Source organism: Synechococcus sp. W55.2, from assembly GCF_047461635.1.
Lineage (GTDB): Bacteria > Cyanobacteriota > Cyanobacteriia > Thermostichales > Thermostichaceae > Thermostichus.
Map to the genome: position 1 here is coordinate 1 of NZ_JANSHM010000007.1, position 16,613 is coordinate 16,613.

At 59.0% G+C, this 16,613-nt stretch carries 14 protein-coding genes; 6 read left to right on the plus strand and 8 right to left on the minus strand.

Annotated elements, in window-relative coordinates:
• Positions 1 to 253 precede the first annotated feature (253 nt).
• A complete protein-coding gene (locus NW828_RS02775) occupies positions 254 to 1,552 on the plus strand; it encodes an efflux RND transporter periplasmic adaptor subunit (RefSeq protein ID WP_011432359.1) in 1,299 nt (432 codons plus the stop codon).
• Between the two features lie 63 nt (positions 1,553 to 1,615).
• The gene (locus NW828_RS02780; protein WP_414381291.1) at positions 1,616 to 4,825 is read left to right on the plus strand and encodes an efflux RND transporter permease subunit; all 3,210 of its coding nucleotides are present in this window, start codon (positions 1,616 to 1,618) and stop codon (positions 4,823 to 4,825) included.
• Between the two features lie 246 nt (positions 4,826 to 5,071).
• Here the strand turns inward: NW828_RS02780 and NW828_RS02785 are convergent, their stop codons facing one another.
• The 4 genes from NW828_RS02785 to NW828_RS02800 all read right to left on the minus strand — a co-directional run bounded on the left by NW828_RS02785 (position 5,072) and on the right by NW828_RS02800 (position 7,430).
• A complete protein-coding gene (locus tag NW828_RS02785) occupies positions 5,072 to 5,329 on the minus strand; it encodes a DUF2949 domain-containing protein (RefSeq protein WP_414381293.1) in 258 nt (85 codons plus the stop codon).
• A gap of 195 nt (positions 5,330 to 5,524) precedes the next feature.
• The gene (locus tag NW828_RS02790; protein WP_414381296.1) at positions 5,525 to 6,319 is read right to left on the minus strand and encodes a hypothetical protein; all 795 of its coding nucleotides are present in this window, start codon (positions 6,317 to 6,319) and stop codon (positions 5,525 to 5,527) included.
• Positions 6,320 to 6,427: 108 nt separating this feature from the next.
• A complete protein-coding gene (locus tag NW828_RS02795; protein WP_414381298.1) occupies positions 6,428 to 7,171 on the minus strand; it encodes a low-complexity tail membrane protein in 744 nt (247 codons plus the stop codon).
• A 34-nt stretch (positions 7,172 to 7,205) separates the two neighbouring features.
• The gene (locus NW828_RS02800) at positions 7,206 to 7,430 is read right to left on the minus strand and encodes an NAD(P)H dehydrogenase subunit NdhS (protein WP_414375012.1); all 225 of its coding nucleotides are present in this window, start codon (positions 7,428 to 7,430) and stop codon (positions 7,206 to 7,208) included.
• Positions 7,431 to 7,644: 214 nt separating this feature from the next.
• Here NW828_RS02800 and NW828_RS02805 point away from each other — a divergent pair, with 214 nt between their 5' ends.
• Positions 7,645 to 8,232 (plus strand): FHA domain-containing protein, encoded by a 588-nt coding sequence (locus NW828_RS02805; RefSeq protein ID WP_414381301.1) that lies wholly within the window; start codon positions 7,645 to 7,647, stop codon positions 8,230 to 8,232.
• Between the two features lies 1 nt (position 8,233).
• Here the strand turns inward: NW828_RS02805 and NW828_RS02810 are convergent, their stop codons facing one another.
• Together NW828_RS02810 and pth are read right to left on the minus strand one after the other, a co-directional pair.
• Positions 8,234 to 9,700 carry a cation:proton antiporter gene (locus tag NW828_RS02810; protein ID WP_414381394.1) on the minus strand — a complete coding sequence of 489 codons (1,467 nt, stop codon included), beginning with the start codon at positions 9,698 to 9,700 and terminating at the stop codon, positions 8,234 to 8,236.
• A 307-nt stretch (positions 9,701 to 10,007) separates the two neighbouring features.
• A complete protein-coding gene (gene pth / locus NW828_RS02815) occupies positions 10,008 to 10,682 on the minus strand; it encodes an aminoacyl-tRNA hydrolase (protein WP_414381304.1) in 675 nt (224 codons plus the stop codon).
• Positions 10,683 to 10,896: 214 nt separating this feature from the next.
• Between pth and NW828_RS02820 the strand changes: the two genes are divergently transcribed.
• Positions 10,897 to 12,114: an HD domain-containing phosphohydrolase gene (locus tag NW828_RS02820; RefSeq protein WP_414381307.1), complete on the plus strand. Its 1,218-nt coding sequence runs from the start codon at positions 10,897 to 10,899 to the stop codon at positions 12,112 to 12,114.
• 282 nt (positions 12,115 to 12,396) lie between these two features.
• Positions 12,397 to 13,518 (plus strand): methyl-accepting chemotaxis protein, encoded by a 1,122-nt coding sequence (locus NW828_RS02825; protein ID WP_414381309.1) that lies wholly within the window; start codon positions 12,397 to 12,399, stop codon positions 13,516 to 13,518.
• A gap of 52 nt (positions 13,519 to 13,570) precedes the next feature.
• Here the strand turns inward: NW828_RS02825 and NW828_RS02830 are convergent, their stop codons facing one another.
• Positions 13,571 to 13,972 carry a DUF4359 domain-containing protein gene (locus tag NW828_RS02830; RefSeq protein ID WP_414381312.1) on the minus strand — a complete coding sequence of 134 codons (402 nt, stop codon included), beginning with the start codon at positions 13,970 to 13,972 and terminating at the stop codon, positions 13,571 to 13,573.
• Positions 13,973 to 14,217: 245 nt separating this feature from the next.
• Between NW828_RS02830 and prfB the strand changes: the two genes are divergently transcribed.
• A protein-coding gene (gene prfB / locus NW828_RS02835; protein ID WP_414381314.1) for a peptide chain release factor 2 occupies positions 14,218 to 15,349 on the plus strand; the annotation gives its coding sequence in 2 pieces (ribosomal slippage) (positions 14,218 to 14,289 and positions 14,291 to 15,349; 1,131 coding nt in all).
• Here the strand turns inward: prfB and NW828_RS02840 are convergent.
• Entirely contained in the window at positions 15,346 to 16,386 is a 1,041-nt protein-coding gene (locus NW828_RS02840; RefSeq protein ID WP_414381317.1) for an o-succinylbenzoate synthase, read from the minus strand. The two genes, prfB and NW828_RS02840, sit on opposite strands and share 4 nt — an antisense overlap.
• Positions 16,387 to 16,613: the final 227 nt, after the last annotated feature.

Here is a 16,613-nt window from a genome sequence, read left to right on the forward strand (position 1 = left end):
CAAGTGGCGTGGGGCAGGAATGCCCGACCGCGAGGTAAGGACTCCGTCCTGCTGACGGGAAGGGTGGCCCGCGCTCTATCCACAGGACGAGCGCCGGGAGGATGTCACGCATCCACCCTAGCTCTGGATTGGGAAGGATGGCCAGCGCTTTTGCACAGGCGCAGCAGGGCACAGTCTCAGTACCCTGGTTGATTGAGTCAATGCAGAGGTGGGATCCCTCTGTTGGGATAGCCGTTAGGGAGGCAGGTTCACGATGCAACTGCGAACAGCTCTGCCGCTGTTGTGCCTTTCTCTCTTGGTAGCTGCTTGCCGGCCCGGCGGGCCACCTCGCAGCATGGGGGGTGAAGGGGGCGGAGAAGGCCAACCCACACCAGTGGCCGTCGGCAGGGTAGAGGAACAGCAAATCGAAGAGACCTCAGAGTTCATGGCCAGCCTTGGATCCCAGCAGGTGGCCAGTATCCGCCCTCAGGTCAGTGGACAGGTGACCCAGGTGTTCGTGCAGCTGGGATCCCAGGTGGCTGCCGGAGCCCCTCTCTTTGAGATCGACAGCCGGCAGCAACAGGCGGCGGTGGCCGGCCAAACGGCGGGGATTGCCGCAGCCCAAGCCAACCTGGAGAGCGGCCGGGCCGTGCTCAGCCAGTTGCGGGCGGATCGGCTGCGGCTGGAGGCAGCGGCGGAGTTTGCCCGGGAGCAGCACGAGCGCAACCTGCGCCTCTTGGCCGAGGGGGCCATCAGCCAGGCGCAAGCGGATCAATCCAGCCGCGACCTGCGCCAGGCGGAGGCGGCTTTGGCGGCGCAACAGGAGCAGATCCGCGCTCAGGAGGCCGCGATCTTGCGGGCAGAGCGGGAGGTGCAGCGAGCCCAGGCCGAGGCGGAGCGGCAACAGGTGCAACTGCAGTTTTTCCAGGTTACAGCTCCCTTTGCCGGCATTGTGGGGGATGTTTTGGTGCGGCAAGGGGACTACGTGACGCCTCAGACGGTTTTGACCACCTTGACCCAAACCCAGGCGCTGGAGCTCAACCTCAACATCCCGTTGCAGCGGGCCCCCCAGCTGCGCATTGGCACGCCGGTGCAGATCCTGGATAGCCGCGGCGAGGTGATCGGCAGCAGCCAAATCTCTTTCATTGCTCCCGAAGCCAACGCCGCCACGCAATCGGTGCTGGCCAAGGCTCTTCTGGAGAACCCTGCCGGCCAGTTGCGCTCGGCCCAGTTTGTGCGGACTCGGGTCATCTGGGAGGAGCGGCCGGCCTTGCTGGTGCCGGTGACGGCGGTGGCCCGCTTGGGGGCGCAAACCTTTGTCTACACGGTGCAGACAACGGAGCCGCCAGCAGAGGGCATGCCCCCGGGGGCGGTGGCGGTGCAAAGGCCGGTGCAGCTGGGATCCATCTACGGAAACAGCTATGAGGTGCTGGAGGGTTTGGAGGCCAATGAGCCAATTGTGCTGAGCGGCCTACAGAAAATCCGCGATGGCGCCCCGATTGTCGATGAGGTGCTTTTTCAGCAGAGGATGCAGCCACAAGGGGGAGGGAGACCTCCTGGATCCCCGCCCTAGGTCCTCTCTCTCCGGCGGTTTCCCAACTCAGCTATCCCCTTTCACTCCTCACTGCGCTGGACTATGTTTGTTGACTTTTTCATTCGCCGCCCTGTTTTTGCCAGCGTCTGCTCCATCCTGATCGTGCTGGTGGGGGCGGTGAGCATTCCCCTACTGCCGGTGGACTACTACCCACAGGTGGCGCCGCCAGCGGTGAGGGTGACTGCTGTTTATCCTGGGGCCAACGCCGAGACGGTGGAGACGGCGGTAACCAATGTGCTGGAGCAGGAGATCAACGGCGTCGAGGGTATACGGTCTATCGCCTCGGTGAGCAGCAGCAACGGCACCAGCCAGATCACCGTTACCTTCAGCCCGGATCGGGATCTGGACACGGCGGCTGTGGATGTGCAGAACCGGGTGGCGCGGGCCCAGGGCCGGCTGCCGGCGGAGGTGATCCAAAACGGCATCAGCGTGGAAAAGGCCGGCGACAGCGCCTTTGTGCTGGTGTTGGCGCTGCGCTCAGAGGCGGGGGAATACGACGAGCTGTTTTTGAGCAACTACGCGGAGCTGTTTGTGCGGGATGCTTTGCGGCGCATCCGCGGCGTCAGCGATGTCATCATTTTCGGGGAGCGCACCTATGCCATGCGCATCTGGCTGGATCCGACGCGGCTGGCCAGCTATGGTCTGACAGCTCTGGATGTGGTAAACGCAGTGCGCCAGCAGAATATCCAGGTGCCCGCCGGCCAAATTGGCGGCCAGCCCAGCCCCCCGGATCAGGAGTTTCAGATCAGCGTCCAGGCCACGGGGCGGCTGTCGCAGCCGGAGGAGTTCGCCCAGATCGTTCTCAAGGCCAACGCCGATGGCAGCTTGGTGCGCATTGCCGATGTGGGCCGGGTAGAGCTGGGGGCCCAAAGCTACGATACGTTCTTCCGCATCGGGGGGCAGGAGGCGGTGGGGATCGCCATCACCCAACAACCGGATGCCAACGCCCTAGAGGTGTCGCGGCAGGTGCGGCAGACGTTGGCGCAGCTGGCGGAGAGTTTTCCGCCCGGCTTGATCTACGAGATCCCTTTTGACGCCACCCTGTTCATTACCGAGTCGGTGCAGGAGGTGATTTTTACCCTGCTGCAGGCTATTGCCCTGGTGGTGCTGGTACTGTTCATCTTTCTGCAAGATTGGCGCGTCACCCTCATTCCCACCGTTACAATTCCGGTGGCGCTGCTGGGGACCTTCGCCTTTGTGCGCCTGTTTGGCTTTTCCATCAACACTTTGACTCTGTTCGGCCTCACCCTGGCCACTGGCTTGGTGGTGGACGACACCATTGTGGTGGTGGAGAATATCTCCCGCTACATCCGCGACCGCGGCATGCGGCCTCTGCAGGGGGCCTCGGCGGGGATGAATGAGGTGTTGGGGGCGGTGATTGCCACTACGTTGGTGCTGTTGGGGTTATTCCTGCCGATTGCCTTTTTTCCCGGCACCAGCGGTCGCATCTATCAGCAGTTTGCCGTCACCATTGCCGTGTCGGTTTCGCTGTCCACGTTTAATGCCATTACCTTGGCTCCGGCTTTGTCGGCGCTGCTAATTCGCCCCCGCTCAGAGCAGATGTTTTGGCTGCTGCGCTGGTTTGACCGCGCCGTGGAAGGGATCCGAGCGGCCTACTGCCGCCTGCTGGAGCTGGTGGTGAAGCTGCGGCTGTTGGTGGTGACGGGGTTTATTGCCTGTTTGGGCCTCACCTACTGGCTGTTCCAAATTGTGCCGACGGGGTTTGTGCCGGATGAGGATCAGGGCTTTTTCATCACCATTGTCCAGGGGCCGCCGGGGGTTTCCCTCAACTATACCGACAGGGTGATCTGGCAGGCCGCCGCTATTTTGGAGGGGATCCCTGAGATCGAAAATCGGGTGATCGTGGGGGGGTTCAGCTTTACCGGGCCCTCGCCGGGGAATGGGCTGATCTTTGCCACCCTCAAGCCCTGGGAAGAGCGGCGGCAACCGGAGCAATCGGCGCAAGCGATTGTCAACCGGCTATTTGGGCCTTTTTTGGGCGGGATCAGCCGCGCATTGGTGATCCCGATCCTGCCGCCGGCCATTCCCAATTTGGGGGTTGCGGGCGGGTTTACTTTCCAGCTTCAGGATCGGGGGGTGAACGATTTCAACCTCTTGGAGCAGACGGCCAACACCCTGTTTTTTGTGGGCAACTTGCCGCCCCCGCCGGGCCAACCCCCCTTGGGCTTGCGGATTAACCCGCCCACCTTCAACGCCAATTCGCCGCAGCTAGAAGTACAGGTGGATCGGGAGATGGCCCAGTTGTTGGGGATCCCTCTGTTGGATGTCTTCGGCACGCTGCAGACGCTGCTGGGGGGCACCTACGTCAATGATTTCGACCTGTTCAACCGCAACTACCGGGTCTATGTGCAGGCGGATCAAGCATTCCGAGGTAACCCGGAAAGCATCGGCCAGTTCTACGTGCGGGGTGGGCAGGGGCAGCTCTTGCCGTTGAGCACCCTGGTTCAGGTGGAGGAGACCACCAGCCCGGCCATCATCAACCACTTCAACCTCTTCCGCTCGGTGGAAATTCAGGGCAGCGCCCTGCCGGGCTTTAGCTCAGGGCAAGCGATTCGGGCTATGGAAACTCTAGCCGCCCAGTTGTTGCCGCAGGGGTTTGGCTTCGAGTGGTCGGGCCTGTCGCTGGAAGAAATCGAGTCGGGAGGACAGGCGCCGCTGATCTTTGCTTTGGGCTCGGTGTTCGTCTTCCTGGTGCTGGCGGCGCAATTTGAGAGCTATGTGGATCCCTTGATCATTTTGTTGGCGGTGCCGCTGGCAGTTCTTGGGGCTCTTTTGGCACAACTGCTGCGGGGCTTGACCAACGACGTCTTCTGCCAAGTCGGGTTGGTGATGTTGATCGGGCTGGCCAGCAAAAACTCCATCTTGATTGTGGAGTTTGCCAACCAGTTGGTTGCCCAAGGGATCCCACTGCTCAAAGCTGCCACCCAAGCAGCCGAGACCCGCTTCCGCGCCATTCTGATGACCGCCCTGAGCACTATCCTGGGTATTTTCCCTCTGGCAGTGGCCAGCGGGGCCGGGGCCGCCAGCCGTCAGTCTCTGGGCACGGCGGTGATCGGCGGCATGTTCGTCTCGACAATGCTCAGTTTGCTGGTGGTGCCGGTGCTCTATGTCGTGATCAAGGGGATCCAGGTGCGAATTTTGGGGGGATCCCCTTCACCTGTGGATCTGGCGCATTTGCCGCCGCCGGAGGATCCCAAAGAGGTGCTGCCTGGTGGCGACAGCGTTGGGTAGGTAGCCAGGGGAATCTGCTTGATGCTTGTCTTTTGGCGGAAAAGTTCCGTTGCCTTGCTTCCTAGCTCTCCCTTCGGGAGAGATTGGGGGTGGTCGCGGAAGCGGCGCAGGGCGTTTGGGCGGCACCGCGGAGCAGTTGAGAAGTGTCTTAGTCTAACTTGAAATGACTGTACACCTTGGTTCCGTACTGCAAAGGACTTCCAGCGCTTTTGCACAGGTTTGGGGAGGCTCTCGTTCATCGCTTTCTCATCCACCGCAGGCCCTGTCCTCGAGCAGTTCGGACTCGGCTTCGCTGGGCATTTTTTCCCAGAACTGAGCCAGGTGTTGCAGGCCCACAAAGCCCAACTGCCAGAGGATCAAGGCTAGAGGGCCGTGCTGCTGCCGCTGGATCTTCAGGGCCAAAGCCAGTTGTTTGGGCTTGAGGAGCTGCTGCTGGGCAGCAAACTGGCAGAACTGTCGATCCCATTGGCTGAGGGCCTGTAAATCCGGCAGGGTCGGTTCCATAGGTTTGGCTGGGCAGGAAACCCATCGAATTGAATATTGAATCTCGAGGCTCGGGATCCCCAGTGGAGATCCTGCGGATCCCTTGCAACAGGTTTCTTCCAGGGTACGTGAGCGCCCAGGCATCCCCAAGGCCAGTTCGGGCAGAGAGCACTGAGCTTTGTTGCAAAGCTGGCTTATAGATCCTGGCAGGATAGTCTATCCCCAGGGGTCGTCGTCGAAAGGACTATCTGACCAATAGCCACTCTGCTGGGGTGGAGGGGGCTGTTGGGGAAGGGGCGGCGTGTAAGCAGGAGGCGGTGTTGGGATGGGGGTGGGTTTTTCCAGCTCCTCAAGTCGGGGCAGGTCGGCGGGCTTGGGCTCAACACCAAGGCTTCTCAGCTTGGCTTGCGCTTCTTGCACTTGAGCATTGAGCTCTTCCAGGTAGGCGCGGTAGTGGTTGGCAGCTTCTAGGTACTGCTTGGCTTTCTTTTCGTTTTCCTGGACGACCGCCTCCAGTTCTTTGGTGCGAACGGTGTAATCGGCCTCTTGATTGGTGAGGTTTTCGATGGCTTGGTTGAGTACAGCCCGCCGTCGCTCCAGTTGGGCTACAATTTCCGACAACTGTCGTTCTCGCTCGCTAAGGCTGCGTTCCCGGTTTTGAGTTTGTTCCAGTTGAAAGCTGGCCTGGCTGAGCTGCTCTCGCAAATACATCACCTGGGGCTCCGTCTCGTTGCGTTCCTGTTGCAACTCAAAGACCCGCGCTTCCAAGTGATCTTTTTCCTGCTGCAACACTTCCCGCTCGTTCAAAAGACGGGTGTAGAGCTGGTTGAGAAAGTCCACCTCCATCACCACTTGGCTAAGCTGAGTGGCGTATTCCCCAACCAAAGCCAACTCCCGAGCGAGGTTTTGGGTTTCACTGGTGGCTTGATCGGTGAAAAACTGGGGAAGTTGGGTGGTTTCTCTGAGGCGTTGGGTAAATTGCTTGAAGCGGAAAGAAAAGTTGCTCGCCATTGCCGGTGCGGTAGCCTCGAAGATCAGGGGAATGCCGATGGTTCGATTTCACGATGTCTGGATTGCTTCCAATCTAACATTGAGCTACAGCTTTTGCGGAAGCTTGCCTTAGGTGGGATCGGGGGGAGTTTCAGGGGCCGGCATGGCAACTTCCCCAGAGGGATCCCGCTTCTCGGATTCCGGCTGGGGGTTTTCTGCCGCTCTGTTTTTAACCTTGTCTTTTTGGTCTTTCGAGGTGCCTTCTGAATCCTGGCCGGAGATGCGGCGCAGCAGCCGTTGCAGGAGTGGGCTGCGGCGATTGCCGATGACGGAGAAGCGGCTTTCAATCTCCTCGACGGGGACGGGATCCATTTGGGCCAGCTCCGGCTCGCTGAGGAGGAGTACCCGTATCGTTGCAATGGGGATCTGCAAGAACAGGTTGGATCCCCAAAATCCAAAGGCAGCTATGGCTAGGCCTGCCAGACGGGTGCCGTTGCCAGGGGTGAGCAGGGCAAAGAGGGGGGCAAAGTCGTAGAGGCGCTCACCGACTTCCAGCATCAGGATTGCCGCCAACAGCGTCAAAATCTTATGTTCGGGGCTGAGGAAGGCGGCTAAGATGCGGCGCTGCTCGAGGGTGAGTTCTTCTGGGGGGACAGAAGCCACCCACACGCTAAAGATGTCAAACGGTTTGCGCCACTGCATAGCAAAGACCGGCCCAATGCCCACCACGGCCACCCAAGCCTGCTCCGCCCCCACCGGCAGGAGGGGATCCCCTGTGGCCAGCCCGATCAGGGTCAGCCCTACCCAGAAGGGGAGGATGAGGATCCCGGCGGCATGGATCCAGAGGAAAGGTTCCTGCCAATGGCTGCGCATGGGGAAGTTCCAAGAGGGACAGGGAAGAGCAGGGCTAGGGGCGAGATTTGTCCACCACTTCCAATTCTGTGAGGCGGAAGGTGACTAATTTGTCCCAGTTGCCGCCTTCAAAGAGGACAGCGGCATGGTCGTCGGTAACCCGCTGTACCTGGCCCTCAAAGCAGTAGTAGGTGTCGTTGGGGTTGATGACCCGCACGGCAACGCCGGGGTAGATCGGGGGAAGGGCTTCGAGGAGGGTTGGGGTTGGAGTCGTGTTCACGTTTCAGCTATCCTCTTTTTTTGCAGAAGCTCTGCCTTACTATTATGGGGGAAAGCCCCTCTCTTGCCGAGTCTCCCCCTCGTTGAGCTTCTTCCCACAGCGGTTCGCCGAGGGTTGGGCAATGGCTGAGGCGTGGCTGCCAGCCCGCTAACGGGAAAGGAGCCTGTACTGCAACTTCGACGGTCAACCCAGCTCCCCCTCAAGGCCCCAGACCATGGCTACCGGCGCACAGTCTTCCCACTCCCAAATCTGGCATGTGTTGGTGATCGATGATGAACAAGGACGGCGGGCTGTGGCCCTCAGTGCTGCCACCTATTCCATCGGCAGGGATCCCAGCAATGCGATTGTCATCGATTCGGCGGCGGTTTCCCGGCAACACGCGCTGCTGCTGCGGCTACCCCACAAAGATGGCCAATATACCTACCGGCTGTTGGACGGCAATATCGAGGGCAAGCGCAGCACCAACGGCGTCTCGGTGAATGGGCAGAGATGTTTGAGCTGGGATCTCAAGGATGGGGATCAGATCCTGTTGGGGAATCAGGTGCGGATGCAGTACTGCATTCGCCAGTTGTCAGACGAAGATTTTCAGCGGTATCTCCAGTCTGTAAGCTTTCGCAGCGTGAAGGCGGAGGTGGTGGATCGGCGCTCCACAACCATGCAGCGGTTTGATCCGCCCTCGATGCAGGCAATTTTGCCCCAAGAGGAGACGACGGAGAGAATTGACGTGAAGCCTCAACGCCGCAATCCGCTGCGGCTGCTGTTCCAGACCCTCTGGGGGCGTTTGAGGGGAAAGCTGAGATAATTTAGCCCTCAGGAATGCCCACCCGTTCTGAGTCTGGGAGCGCTGATGCAGTCTCGTCGGCGCTGTCTTTGCGGTCTTGCTCTGACGCTTCTGCCTGCAAGTCCAGGAGGGAGGGGGAGTTGGCTTCCCCAATCAACACTCCCCGCAGCCAGAGGGGAGCGACAAAGGTGGTGGCAATCACCATGACGATAATGCTGACATCGAGGGCATCGGAGAGAACTCCACTGGCGGCCCCCACACCGGCAAACACCAGCCCCACCTCACCCCGGGGAATCATGCCCACTCCGATGGCGTAGCGGTTGATGCCCGGCTTGCCAAAGGCCCCCAAGCCCGCTGCTAGCTTGCCCACAATGGCAACTCCGATCAAGAAGACGGCAATGATCAGCCCCTCTCGGTTGACGGGGAGGGTGGGGTTGAGTACGGCAAGGTTGGTTTTGGCCCCGACGCAGACGAAGAAGATGGGCACCAATAGGTCGGAAATGGGCTTGATCTGTTCTTCCAGCTCTTGCCGTTTCTCGGTTTCGGCCAAGATCAGGCCAGCGGCAAAAGCGCCCAAAATCGCTTCTAGATGAATGATTTGCCCTACATAAGCCAGCAGAAAGGCCAGCACAAGGGCGGGCAGAAGGGGGTTACCTCGGGTCTTCAGGCTGTTGAGAAGGGCAACAAAGTAGGGGCTGAGAAGGCGCCCCAAAACAATGGAGCCGACCAAGAAGACGATGGCACTGAGGATGATGATGCCGATATCGGAAAGGTTGACTTCTCCGTTTTTGGCCAAGCCCGCCACTACGGCCAAGATGATGATGCCCAACACGTCATCCAAGACGGCGGCACCAATGATCACTTGCCCCTCTGGGGAGGTGAGTTTTTGCAGCTCGGCCAAGACGCGGGCGGTGATGCCGATGCTGGTTGCTGTGAGGGCAGCGCCGGCAAATATGGCGGGGATAACGGGCACATGAAACAGGTAGAGCAAGCCCAGGGTTCCGGCCAGGAAAGGCACAGCGACCCCGATGACGGCTACGGCTGCGGCTTGAGGGCCGACCCGCAACAGCTCGGCCAGATCCGACTCGAGGCCGATTTCAAACAAAAGGACGATCACCCCGATCTCGGAGAGGATGTCGATGATCTGGCTTTGGGAGGAAAACACCTGCACCAGGGATCCCTCGTCGAGGCCGGCAGTGACTTGCAAAAATTGCATCAATGCTGAGGATTGGGCCAAGGCGTGCAGCTCTTGGCCGGAAACTTGTCCTTCCGGGAAGACCAACAACCCCAGCGCGGAGGCCCCTACCGCGACGCCCCCCAGCAATTCTCCCAGCACCGGCGGAAAGCCGAGGCGAACGGCGATTTCTCCGGCGATACGGCTGGCCAGATAGATGACCACCAGAGCCATCAGCACCGCCGCCAAGATCAGGGGTAAAAGATTGGCAGCCCCTTCCGGTTCAAGGGGGGCAGCGGCTTCAACAGCAAGCAACACTGAATCTAGGTTGTTCAACAGCAAGATCTCACCCTCAAATGATGAACAGCTTTTTGTCTCGGGCCGGCCCTGGTGGGAACGCTGCCGTTCCCATTCCTTTCGCCCTTCTGCTGGAAGACTGTTACAGAAGCTAACCTCCCTTGGGAACTGTTGGCAACGCCCAGGTAGGCACTCTTATACTCCAGATAATTGATACTTATCTGGAGTATTGTCTCCACAGACGTTCCCATGAGCAGGACGAAGCCCTTACCACTTCCTCTCCTGGAAAACCCCTCAGAACCGGCAATCCAGGACAAGCTGCTCCTCAGGAGGAAGCCTCGCCTTGGCCCGGTGCAGGGTTGGATCCATCCAAATCGGACGATGGCCCAGACAGATCCAGAGGATTAAAGCGGTTCATGGCCGTCATCAGTCCCTCTTGCCAGCAGCACTCCACGGCCTCTACCGCCGTATTCAACACCCGCTCCAGCACCTCTTGTTCTGCAGGGGCGAATCCACCCAACACATGCCCGACCACATCTTGGCTGCCCTTGGGTTTGCCCACCCCCAAACGCAGCCGTGGAAACGCCTCGCTCCCCAAGTGCTGAATGATGGACTTCATGCCGTTGTGCCCACCGGCAGAACCGGATCCCCGCAGGCGCAGACGACCCAGCGGCAAGTCCATGTCGTCGTACACCACCAGCACAGAGGCGAGATCTAACTTGTACCAATCCAGCACCGCCCGCACCGATTGGCCGGAACGGTTCATGTAGGTTTCCGGCTTGAGCAAGCGTCGCTTTCCTCCCAGGGCAAACCCTTCTCCGTAGCTACCTTGGAATCGCTTCTCCAAAACCAACGGGATCCCCCAGCGCTGCGCCAGCCGATCCACCACCATAAAGCCGCAATTGTGGCGGGTATTGGCGTATTGAGGGCCGGGATTGCCCAGGCCCACAACGAGCTGCAGGGAAATCTCATCGGTTCCCTTGGGCTTGACCTGGGTCACAACGTTTCTCGCCTCCTCGAGCTAAAGTAAGGCATCGCTGCTTTGAGTGGTGTTGGCGTGTTTTCGGGCTGCTGGTCGCCCCGGAGGTTCGGATACCCAGCCGGACTGAGTCGGGACAGCGGTGAGGATCCCTGGGGGCAAATGGCTCGCCGCCCATGACTCTGCCATTGTTTATTGTCAACGCTCATTGTGAACGCTTCTGACCAACCCTGCTATGAGCCTGCCCACCCCCTTCGGTCTTCACCCCAGCACAACCGAATTCGATGCCTCGGATGCCCTGCGCCTCAGCCAGTGTCTGATTCAAGTGGGGATCGCCCTCTCCTCAGAAACGGATCTGCAGCGGCTGCTGGAGTTGATTGTTGCTCAAGCCCGAGAACTGACCCACTGTGATGGGGCCAGCCTTTTTGTCCGAGAGGGGGAGGAACTGCGCTTTTTCGTGGTCAACCGCCATGAGGAGCTGCGGGATCTGCGCCTGCCCCTCAGCCCTTCCAGCATTGTGGGCTATGTGGTGCTCACCGGGGAGAGCCTGAATCTGCCAGATGTCTACCACCTGCCCGCCGATCAGCCCTATGCTTTTAACCCACAGGTGGATCAGCAGACCGGCTATCGCACCCGCTCCTTGCTCACTGTGCCCATGCGGGATCCCTCAGGAAAGATCCTCGGCGCCCTACAACTGTTGAACCGCCTAAAGCCGGATCACCCCACCCCCCTAGCTCCTGACCAAGTGGCCGAGTGGAGCCAACCTTTTTCTGAGCTGGAAGTCAGCGTGGCAGAAGCCCTAGCCTCCCAGGCGGCGGTTGCCTATCAAAACGTCCAATTGCGGGAAGAACTCAAATCTGCCCACTTCGAGACCATCTTCTGTCTGTCTGTGGCCGCAGAATACCGGGATCAAGATACCTCCTTTCACCTGAAGCGGATGAGCAACTACTCTCGCATCATCGCCAAGCACTTGGGCCTATCCAGCCATGAGCAAGAGCTGATCTTCTACGCCAGTCCCATGCACGATGTGGGCAAAATCGGGATCCCGGATGCCATCTTGCAAAAGCCGGGGCGTCTGACCCCAGAAGAGCGGCAGATCATGAACCGTCACCCTGAGATTGGTTATGAGATCCTCAGCAAGTCCGACTCCGAGCTGATGAAAAAGAGCGCCATCATCGCTCTGACCCACCACGAGAAGTTCGACGGCAGTGGGTATCCGCGCGGCCTCAAAGGAGAAGGGATCCCTCTAGAAGGGCGGATTGTGGCCTTAGCCGATGTATTCGATGCCTTGGCCAGCCGTCGCCCCTACAAAGAAGCCTGGGCTTTGAATGAGGTCTTTCAGTTTGTAGAAGACAACAGCGGCAGCCATTTCGACCCGCAAGTGGTGGCCGCCTTTAACCGAGGACGCAGCGAAATTCTGGAAATCTACCACCGCTATCCAGAAACCCGCTAAATCCAGCTCCAGATCAATCAGGGATCCAAGATACCAACCCAGAACATTCAGCTCCAAAGGGATCCGTCCCAGCAAACCGCAAAGAAGGGATCCCAGGCCATCCTTTCCGTACAATCCCGCAGAATCTTATGGGCAAAAGGTGGGATCCCAGGGCAAACTGAAGGTGGTCGATTTTCTGCAGGAATCACCCCATCAAAGGCCGATTTAGGGCCGACTTTTTGTGTTGCTCTACACATTGGCATCCAACCCATCTGTACCCAACGTGTGCCGAGGATCCCTGTGATGGCTACCCTGACAAATCCACCCACTCCTACCCTATCGATCAACACCAAGCTGCGTGACTTGGCCTTGGTGGAGTTTCAGGTGAACGAGTCCACCCCTTGCGAGAATGTGGTGCGCCGCCTGGAAGATGACAGCAGCCTTTCAGGAGTCATCGTGCTGGACGAGCGGTCGCAGGTGCGGGGAATGTTGACCCGCCGCGCCATTTTGGAGTGGATGCTTAGCAAGCCCTACGGCCTGGATGTGTTTTTGAAGCGGCCCATCAGCTCCATGGTAGAGTTCCATAGCCGGGATTTTCTCTTGCTCCCCGGCGACTGCGATGTCATCCAAGCAGCCGACCGAGCTTTCCAACGGCCCGAAGAGACCGTCTACGACCCAGTGGTGGTTCAACTGGGATCCCAGGACTACCGCCTTCTCGATGTGCCGGTGTTGTTGGTGGCCCAGGCCCAGGTGCATCTGGCCACCCAGCGCAAGCTACAAGAGCAGCAGGAAGAGATGAAAAGGATCTTGGCAGAGCTGGAGCAGGAAAGAAGCCGCAGCCTCCAGTATGCCCGGGATCTGGAGCGACAAAAAGCCGAGATCCTCAACCAAAACCTGGCCTTAGACATGGAACGTCGCCGGGCCCAACAGCGCTCCGAGGAGTTGGCTCGCCTTAACGCCCGCATCATTGAAATCAGTTCTGTGCTCTCTGAGAGAGGCAAATCCACCTTTGCCGCCACCTTTGCTGGGGTAGAAGCGGTGCGCACCCTCTTCCAGGAAATTGCCGACAACAACCAGGAGCTATCCCGCGAACTCAAGGAGATCAACACCATCGTGGATTTGATCGTGGAGGTGGCAGGATACATTCGCCTGCTCTCTTTCAATGCGGCTGTAGAGGCCAACCGCAGCGGTGGTGCCGGTGGCTTTGGAGCCATTGCCCAGGAGATCCGCAAATTGGCGGGACGAACCACCGAGGCCAGCAACCGCATTCGCGGCCTAGCAGAGCGTATCCAGCGCCAGAGCCAATCCACACTGCAATCGGCCCAGAGCAGCGCTGAGGTGGTGCAATCCCTTTACCAGCAGGCCCAGTCGGCCCAGTTGGCCCTGGAAGAGCTGCAAACCCTGTTGGAACGAGCCCAAATCTAGCCTCCCTTTTGAGATTCTTCTGGATCCTGAGAGCCTGAGGTTGCCATGGTGGCTAGGGGGCAGCTTTCCCCTCTCGAATCTCATAAGTATAAAATTGCCCAGCCACGGCAAGGGTTTCAAAGTGGTAGGTGGGCAAGGAGATCCCCCGTGGGCCAAAGTTGAGCAACGACAAATCGGTGGTGTAGAGGCTGAAAAGGATAAAATTCTGCCGGCGGGTTTGGCGCATGAACAGAGCTTCTAGTTCGGGCTGGAGCTCTCGGACAAGGGCATGACATTCCTCAATCAAAGTGACCAGGAAAGCCGGGATCTGAGCACAGTATTCCCGCGTAGCGTAGGCAGCCAGTTGTTCCCCTGCATAGGTTCCGTACTCTTCTAAGGTGGGATTGGTGATGGCCAAAGCAGCCACTCCTCCCGCCAAAACCAGCCCGGAAAGAAAGGAAAAGACCTTCAGCATCGCAGCCTCCGAAACCAAATTTTCCATTCTGCTACAGGCTTGAGCCACCTCAACAGGGATCTTCCGGCAGAAGCCAAAGGACTCCGTCCTGCCTCTGGCGGGGTTGTTGCTATGGACAAGGGATCGCAATGCTGTTGCAATGGGAACGGCCAGGAACTGCCCCACAGAAGGGCTCCATCCCTTGATTGAGTTGCCGGCCCACAGGTTAGGATGGGATCCGACGCGCAAACAGCTTGCTGCTCTCTATGGAACTTGCCGATCTAAGACGCACCCTAGAATCGCTCACCTTGCGCCTGAGCAACGCTCAGGACTATCTTTGACCTGCCCCACTTGGAGCAACAGATTGCCATCCTAGAGCAAGAAGCCTCGCAGCCGCAGTTTTGGAATGATGTAGAGGCAGCCCGCCGCCACCTGCAAAAGCTCAACAGCCTCAAGGCCTCCTGGGATCAGGTGCACCGCTGGAAGGATCGCCTGGAAGATGCCGCCAGCGCCCTCGAGCTGCTCCAAGAAGAGCCCGATCCGGAACTCCTAGCCGAGACAGCAGGATCCCTGGCAGCGGTGGAGCGGGAGTTGAGCCAATGGGAGCTGCAGCAACTGCTCTCCGGCCCCTACGACCAAAACGGTGCCATCGTCACCATCACCGCCGGTGCAGGGGGAACCGATGCCCAGGACTGGGCGGAAATGCTCTTGAAAATGTACACCCGCTGGGCACAAAACCAGGGCTACAAGGTCAGCCTCTCGGAATACTCCGAAGGCGCCGAAGCCGGTATCAAGTCCGCCACCCTGCTGATCGAAGGCCCCTACGCCTATGGGTATCTTTCTGCCGAGAAGGGCAACCACCGCATGGAGCGCATCAGCCCCTTCAACGCCAACGGCAAACGGCAAACCAGCTTTGCTGGCGTAGAGGTGATGCCGATTCTGGAAGAGGAAAGCGAGTATGAGCTGAAGATGGAAGATCTGGAGTTCGAGACCTCCCGCTCAGGTGGGGCAGGTGGCCAAAACGTGAACAAAGTGGAAACAGCGGTGCGGGTGATCCACAAGCCCACCGGCATTGCCGTGCGCTGCACCGAGGAGCGCTCCCAACTGCAAAACAAAGAGCGGGCCATCCAGATCTTGAAGGCCAAGCTGATTGCAATGGAAGAGGAAAAACGCAGACAAAAGCTGGCCGAGATCCGCGGCGAGATGGTGACTCAGGGCTTTGGGGGGCGTATTCGCACCTACACCTTCGATCCCTACAAGCTGATCAAAGATCACCGCACCAACGCCGAAACCTACAATGTCGAGGCCTTTATGAACGGCGAGCCGGAGGAGCTGATGCATTTTATCCAGGCCTATCTGCGGCAGGAATACGCCAAACAACAGGCCGCCGCAGTCTAGGGCCGGCTGTAGCGCTCCCACACCGCCTGCATGAGGGCAGCCCGCTCCTGGGCTGAGAGCTGGGTCAAGGTCAGGGGATCCCCTTCCTGGAAAAACTCCCCTACCCCCCATCCCACGGCCCGGGGAGAGGCGGTTTTGGCTTGCAGGGATCCCGCCCAAGCCAGTCCATGCCAAGCGCCGATGGCAGTCTCCAGCGCCGAAGAAAAAACCAGATCCAGGCCGGGATGTCGGCTGAGATACTCCCGCAGCGCGATGCAGGAGCCCACCAAAGATGGCTTCACCACCAGGATCCCTGTCCATCCTGAGCGATGGATCGCTTGCAACTGCTCCAGGCAGGCCACCGATTCATCCAAAGCAACGGGGGTTTGGTACTGGCGGCTGAGCTCCACCAAATGGACGTGCTGATCCGGCGGCAGAGGCTGCTCCAAAAACTCAATCTTGACCGGCGAGGCCTGGTTGAGCCGATCACAAACCATCAGCCACCGGTGGGCCTCCGCAAGCGTTAACCCCCCATTGGCATCCAAACGCAGATGGGATCCTGGTGGCAACCGCTCCAGCCATTGCTCCAGCTTCTCCAACTCCTGCTGCATGGGATCCCTCCCCACCTTGAGCTTGTACACCGACCGCGTGAGTGGGACGGAGTCCTTGTAGGAGTCCTTGTAAGATTCCGGCGGCAGGGTCTCCCCCAAAAGTTCACAGAAAGAGAGTAGAGAGAGATCCTTGTTCAACCAATCGGGATCCCGACAGGCCAGCCAAGCGCCTTCCAACCCAAACCGGCAGGCCGGCAGTGCTTCTGGGATCCCCAAAATATGCGCCTCCGACAAAAGAGGGGGCAACTGCCGACAAAACTCCAGAGCCTGCTCCAGGGTTTCGCTGCCAAACCAAGGGATGGGAGCAATTTCCCCATATCCTTGACAGCCTGTCTCCCGATCTGTAAGTCGGATCAGGATCCCTTCGCGCACGGACCACAGTCCGTGGTGGGTGCGCAGGGGCCGCCGAAAGGGACGCCGATACAGGCAGAACGCAAAGCCTAGCACCTTTTTCTCCGCTTCCAAGGATCCTCAGAGTGAGGAGCTACAAGTAGAGCATCTCAAAGATTAGAGAAATGTTGCAAGCGAGATAGCGGGACTGATGTTCTTGCTGTAGCTGAAACTACAGAATTGAGTTGAAGACATAGCGTATCTTCTTGCCCTAAGAAGTGCTTCCTTACGTATGATTAAGGAAAAAAGCAGCAGATTCTGAATAGAGCATCACTTTTCCCAAT

Bases quoted from the DNA above. Each gene is read 5' to 3' on its own strand.
- NW828_RS02775 (WP_011432359.1), top strand. From the start codon at position 254: ATGCAACTGCGAACAGCTCTGCCGCTGTTGTGCCTTTCTCTCTTGGTA.
- NW828_RS02780 (WP_414381291.1), top strand. From the start codon at position 1,616: ATGTTTGTTGACTTTTTCATTCGCCGCCCTGTTTTTGCCAGCGTCTGC.
- NW828_RS02785 (WP_414381293.1), bottom strand. From the start codon at position 5,329: ATGGAACCGACCCTGCCGGATTTACAGGCCCTCAGCCAATGGGATCGA.
- NW828_RS02790 (WP_414381296.1), bottom strand. From the start codon at position 6,319: ATGGCGAGCAACTTTTCTTTCCGCTTCAAGCAATTTACCCAACGCCTC.
- NW828_RS02795 (WP_414381298.1), bottom strand. From the start codon at position 7,171: ATGCGCAGCCATTGGCAGGAACCTTTCCTCTGGATCCATGCCGCCGGG.
- NW828_RS02805 (WP_414381301.1), top strand. From the start codon at position 7,645: ATGGCTACCGGCGCACAGTCTTCCCACTCCCAAATCTGGCATGTGTTG.
- NW828_RS02820 (WP_414381307.1), top strand. From the start codon at position 10,897: ATGAGCCTGCCCACCCCCTTCGGTCTTCACCCCAGCACAACCGAATTC.
- NW828_RS02825 (WP_414381309.1), top strand. From the start codon at position 12,397: ATGGCTACCCTGACAAATCCACCCACTCCTACCCTATCGATCAACACC.
- NW828_RS02830 (WP_414381312.1), bottom strand. From the start codon at position 13,972: ATGCTGAAGGTCTTTTCCTTTCTTTCCGGGCTGGTTTTGGCGGGAGGA.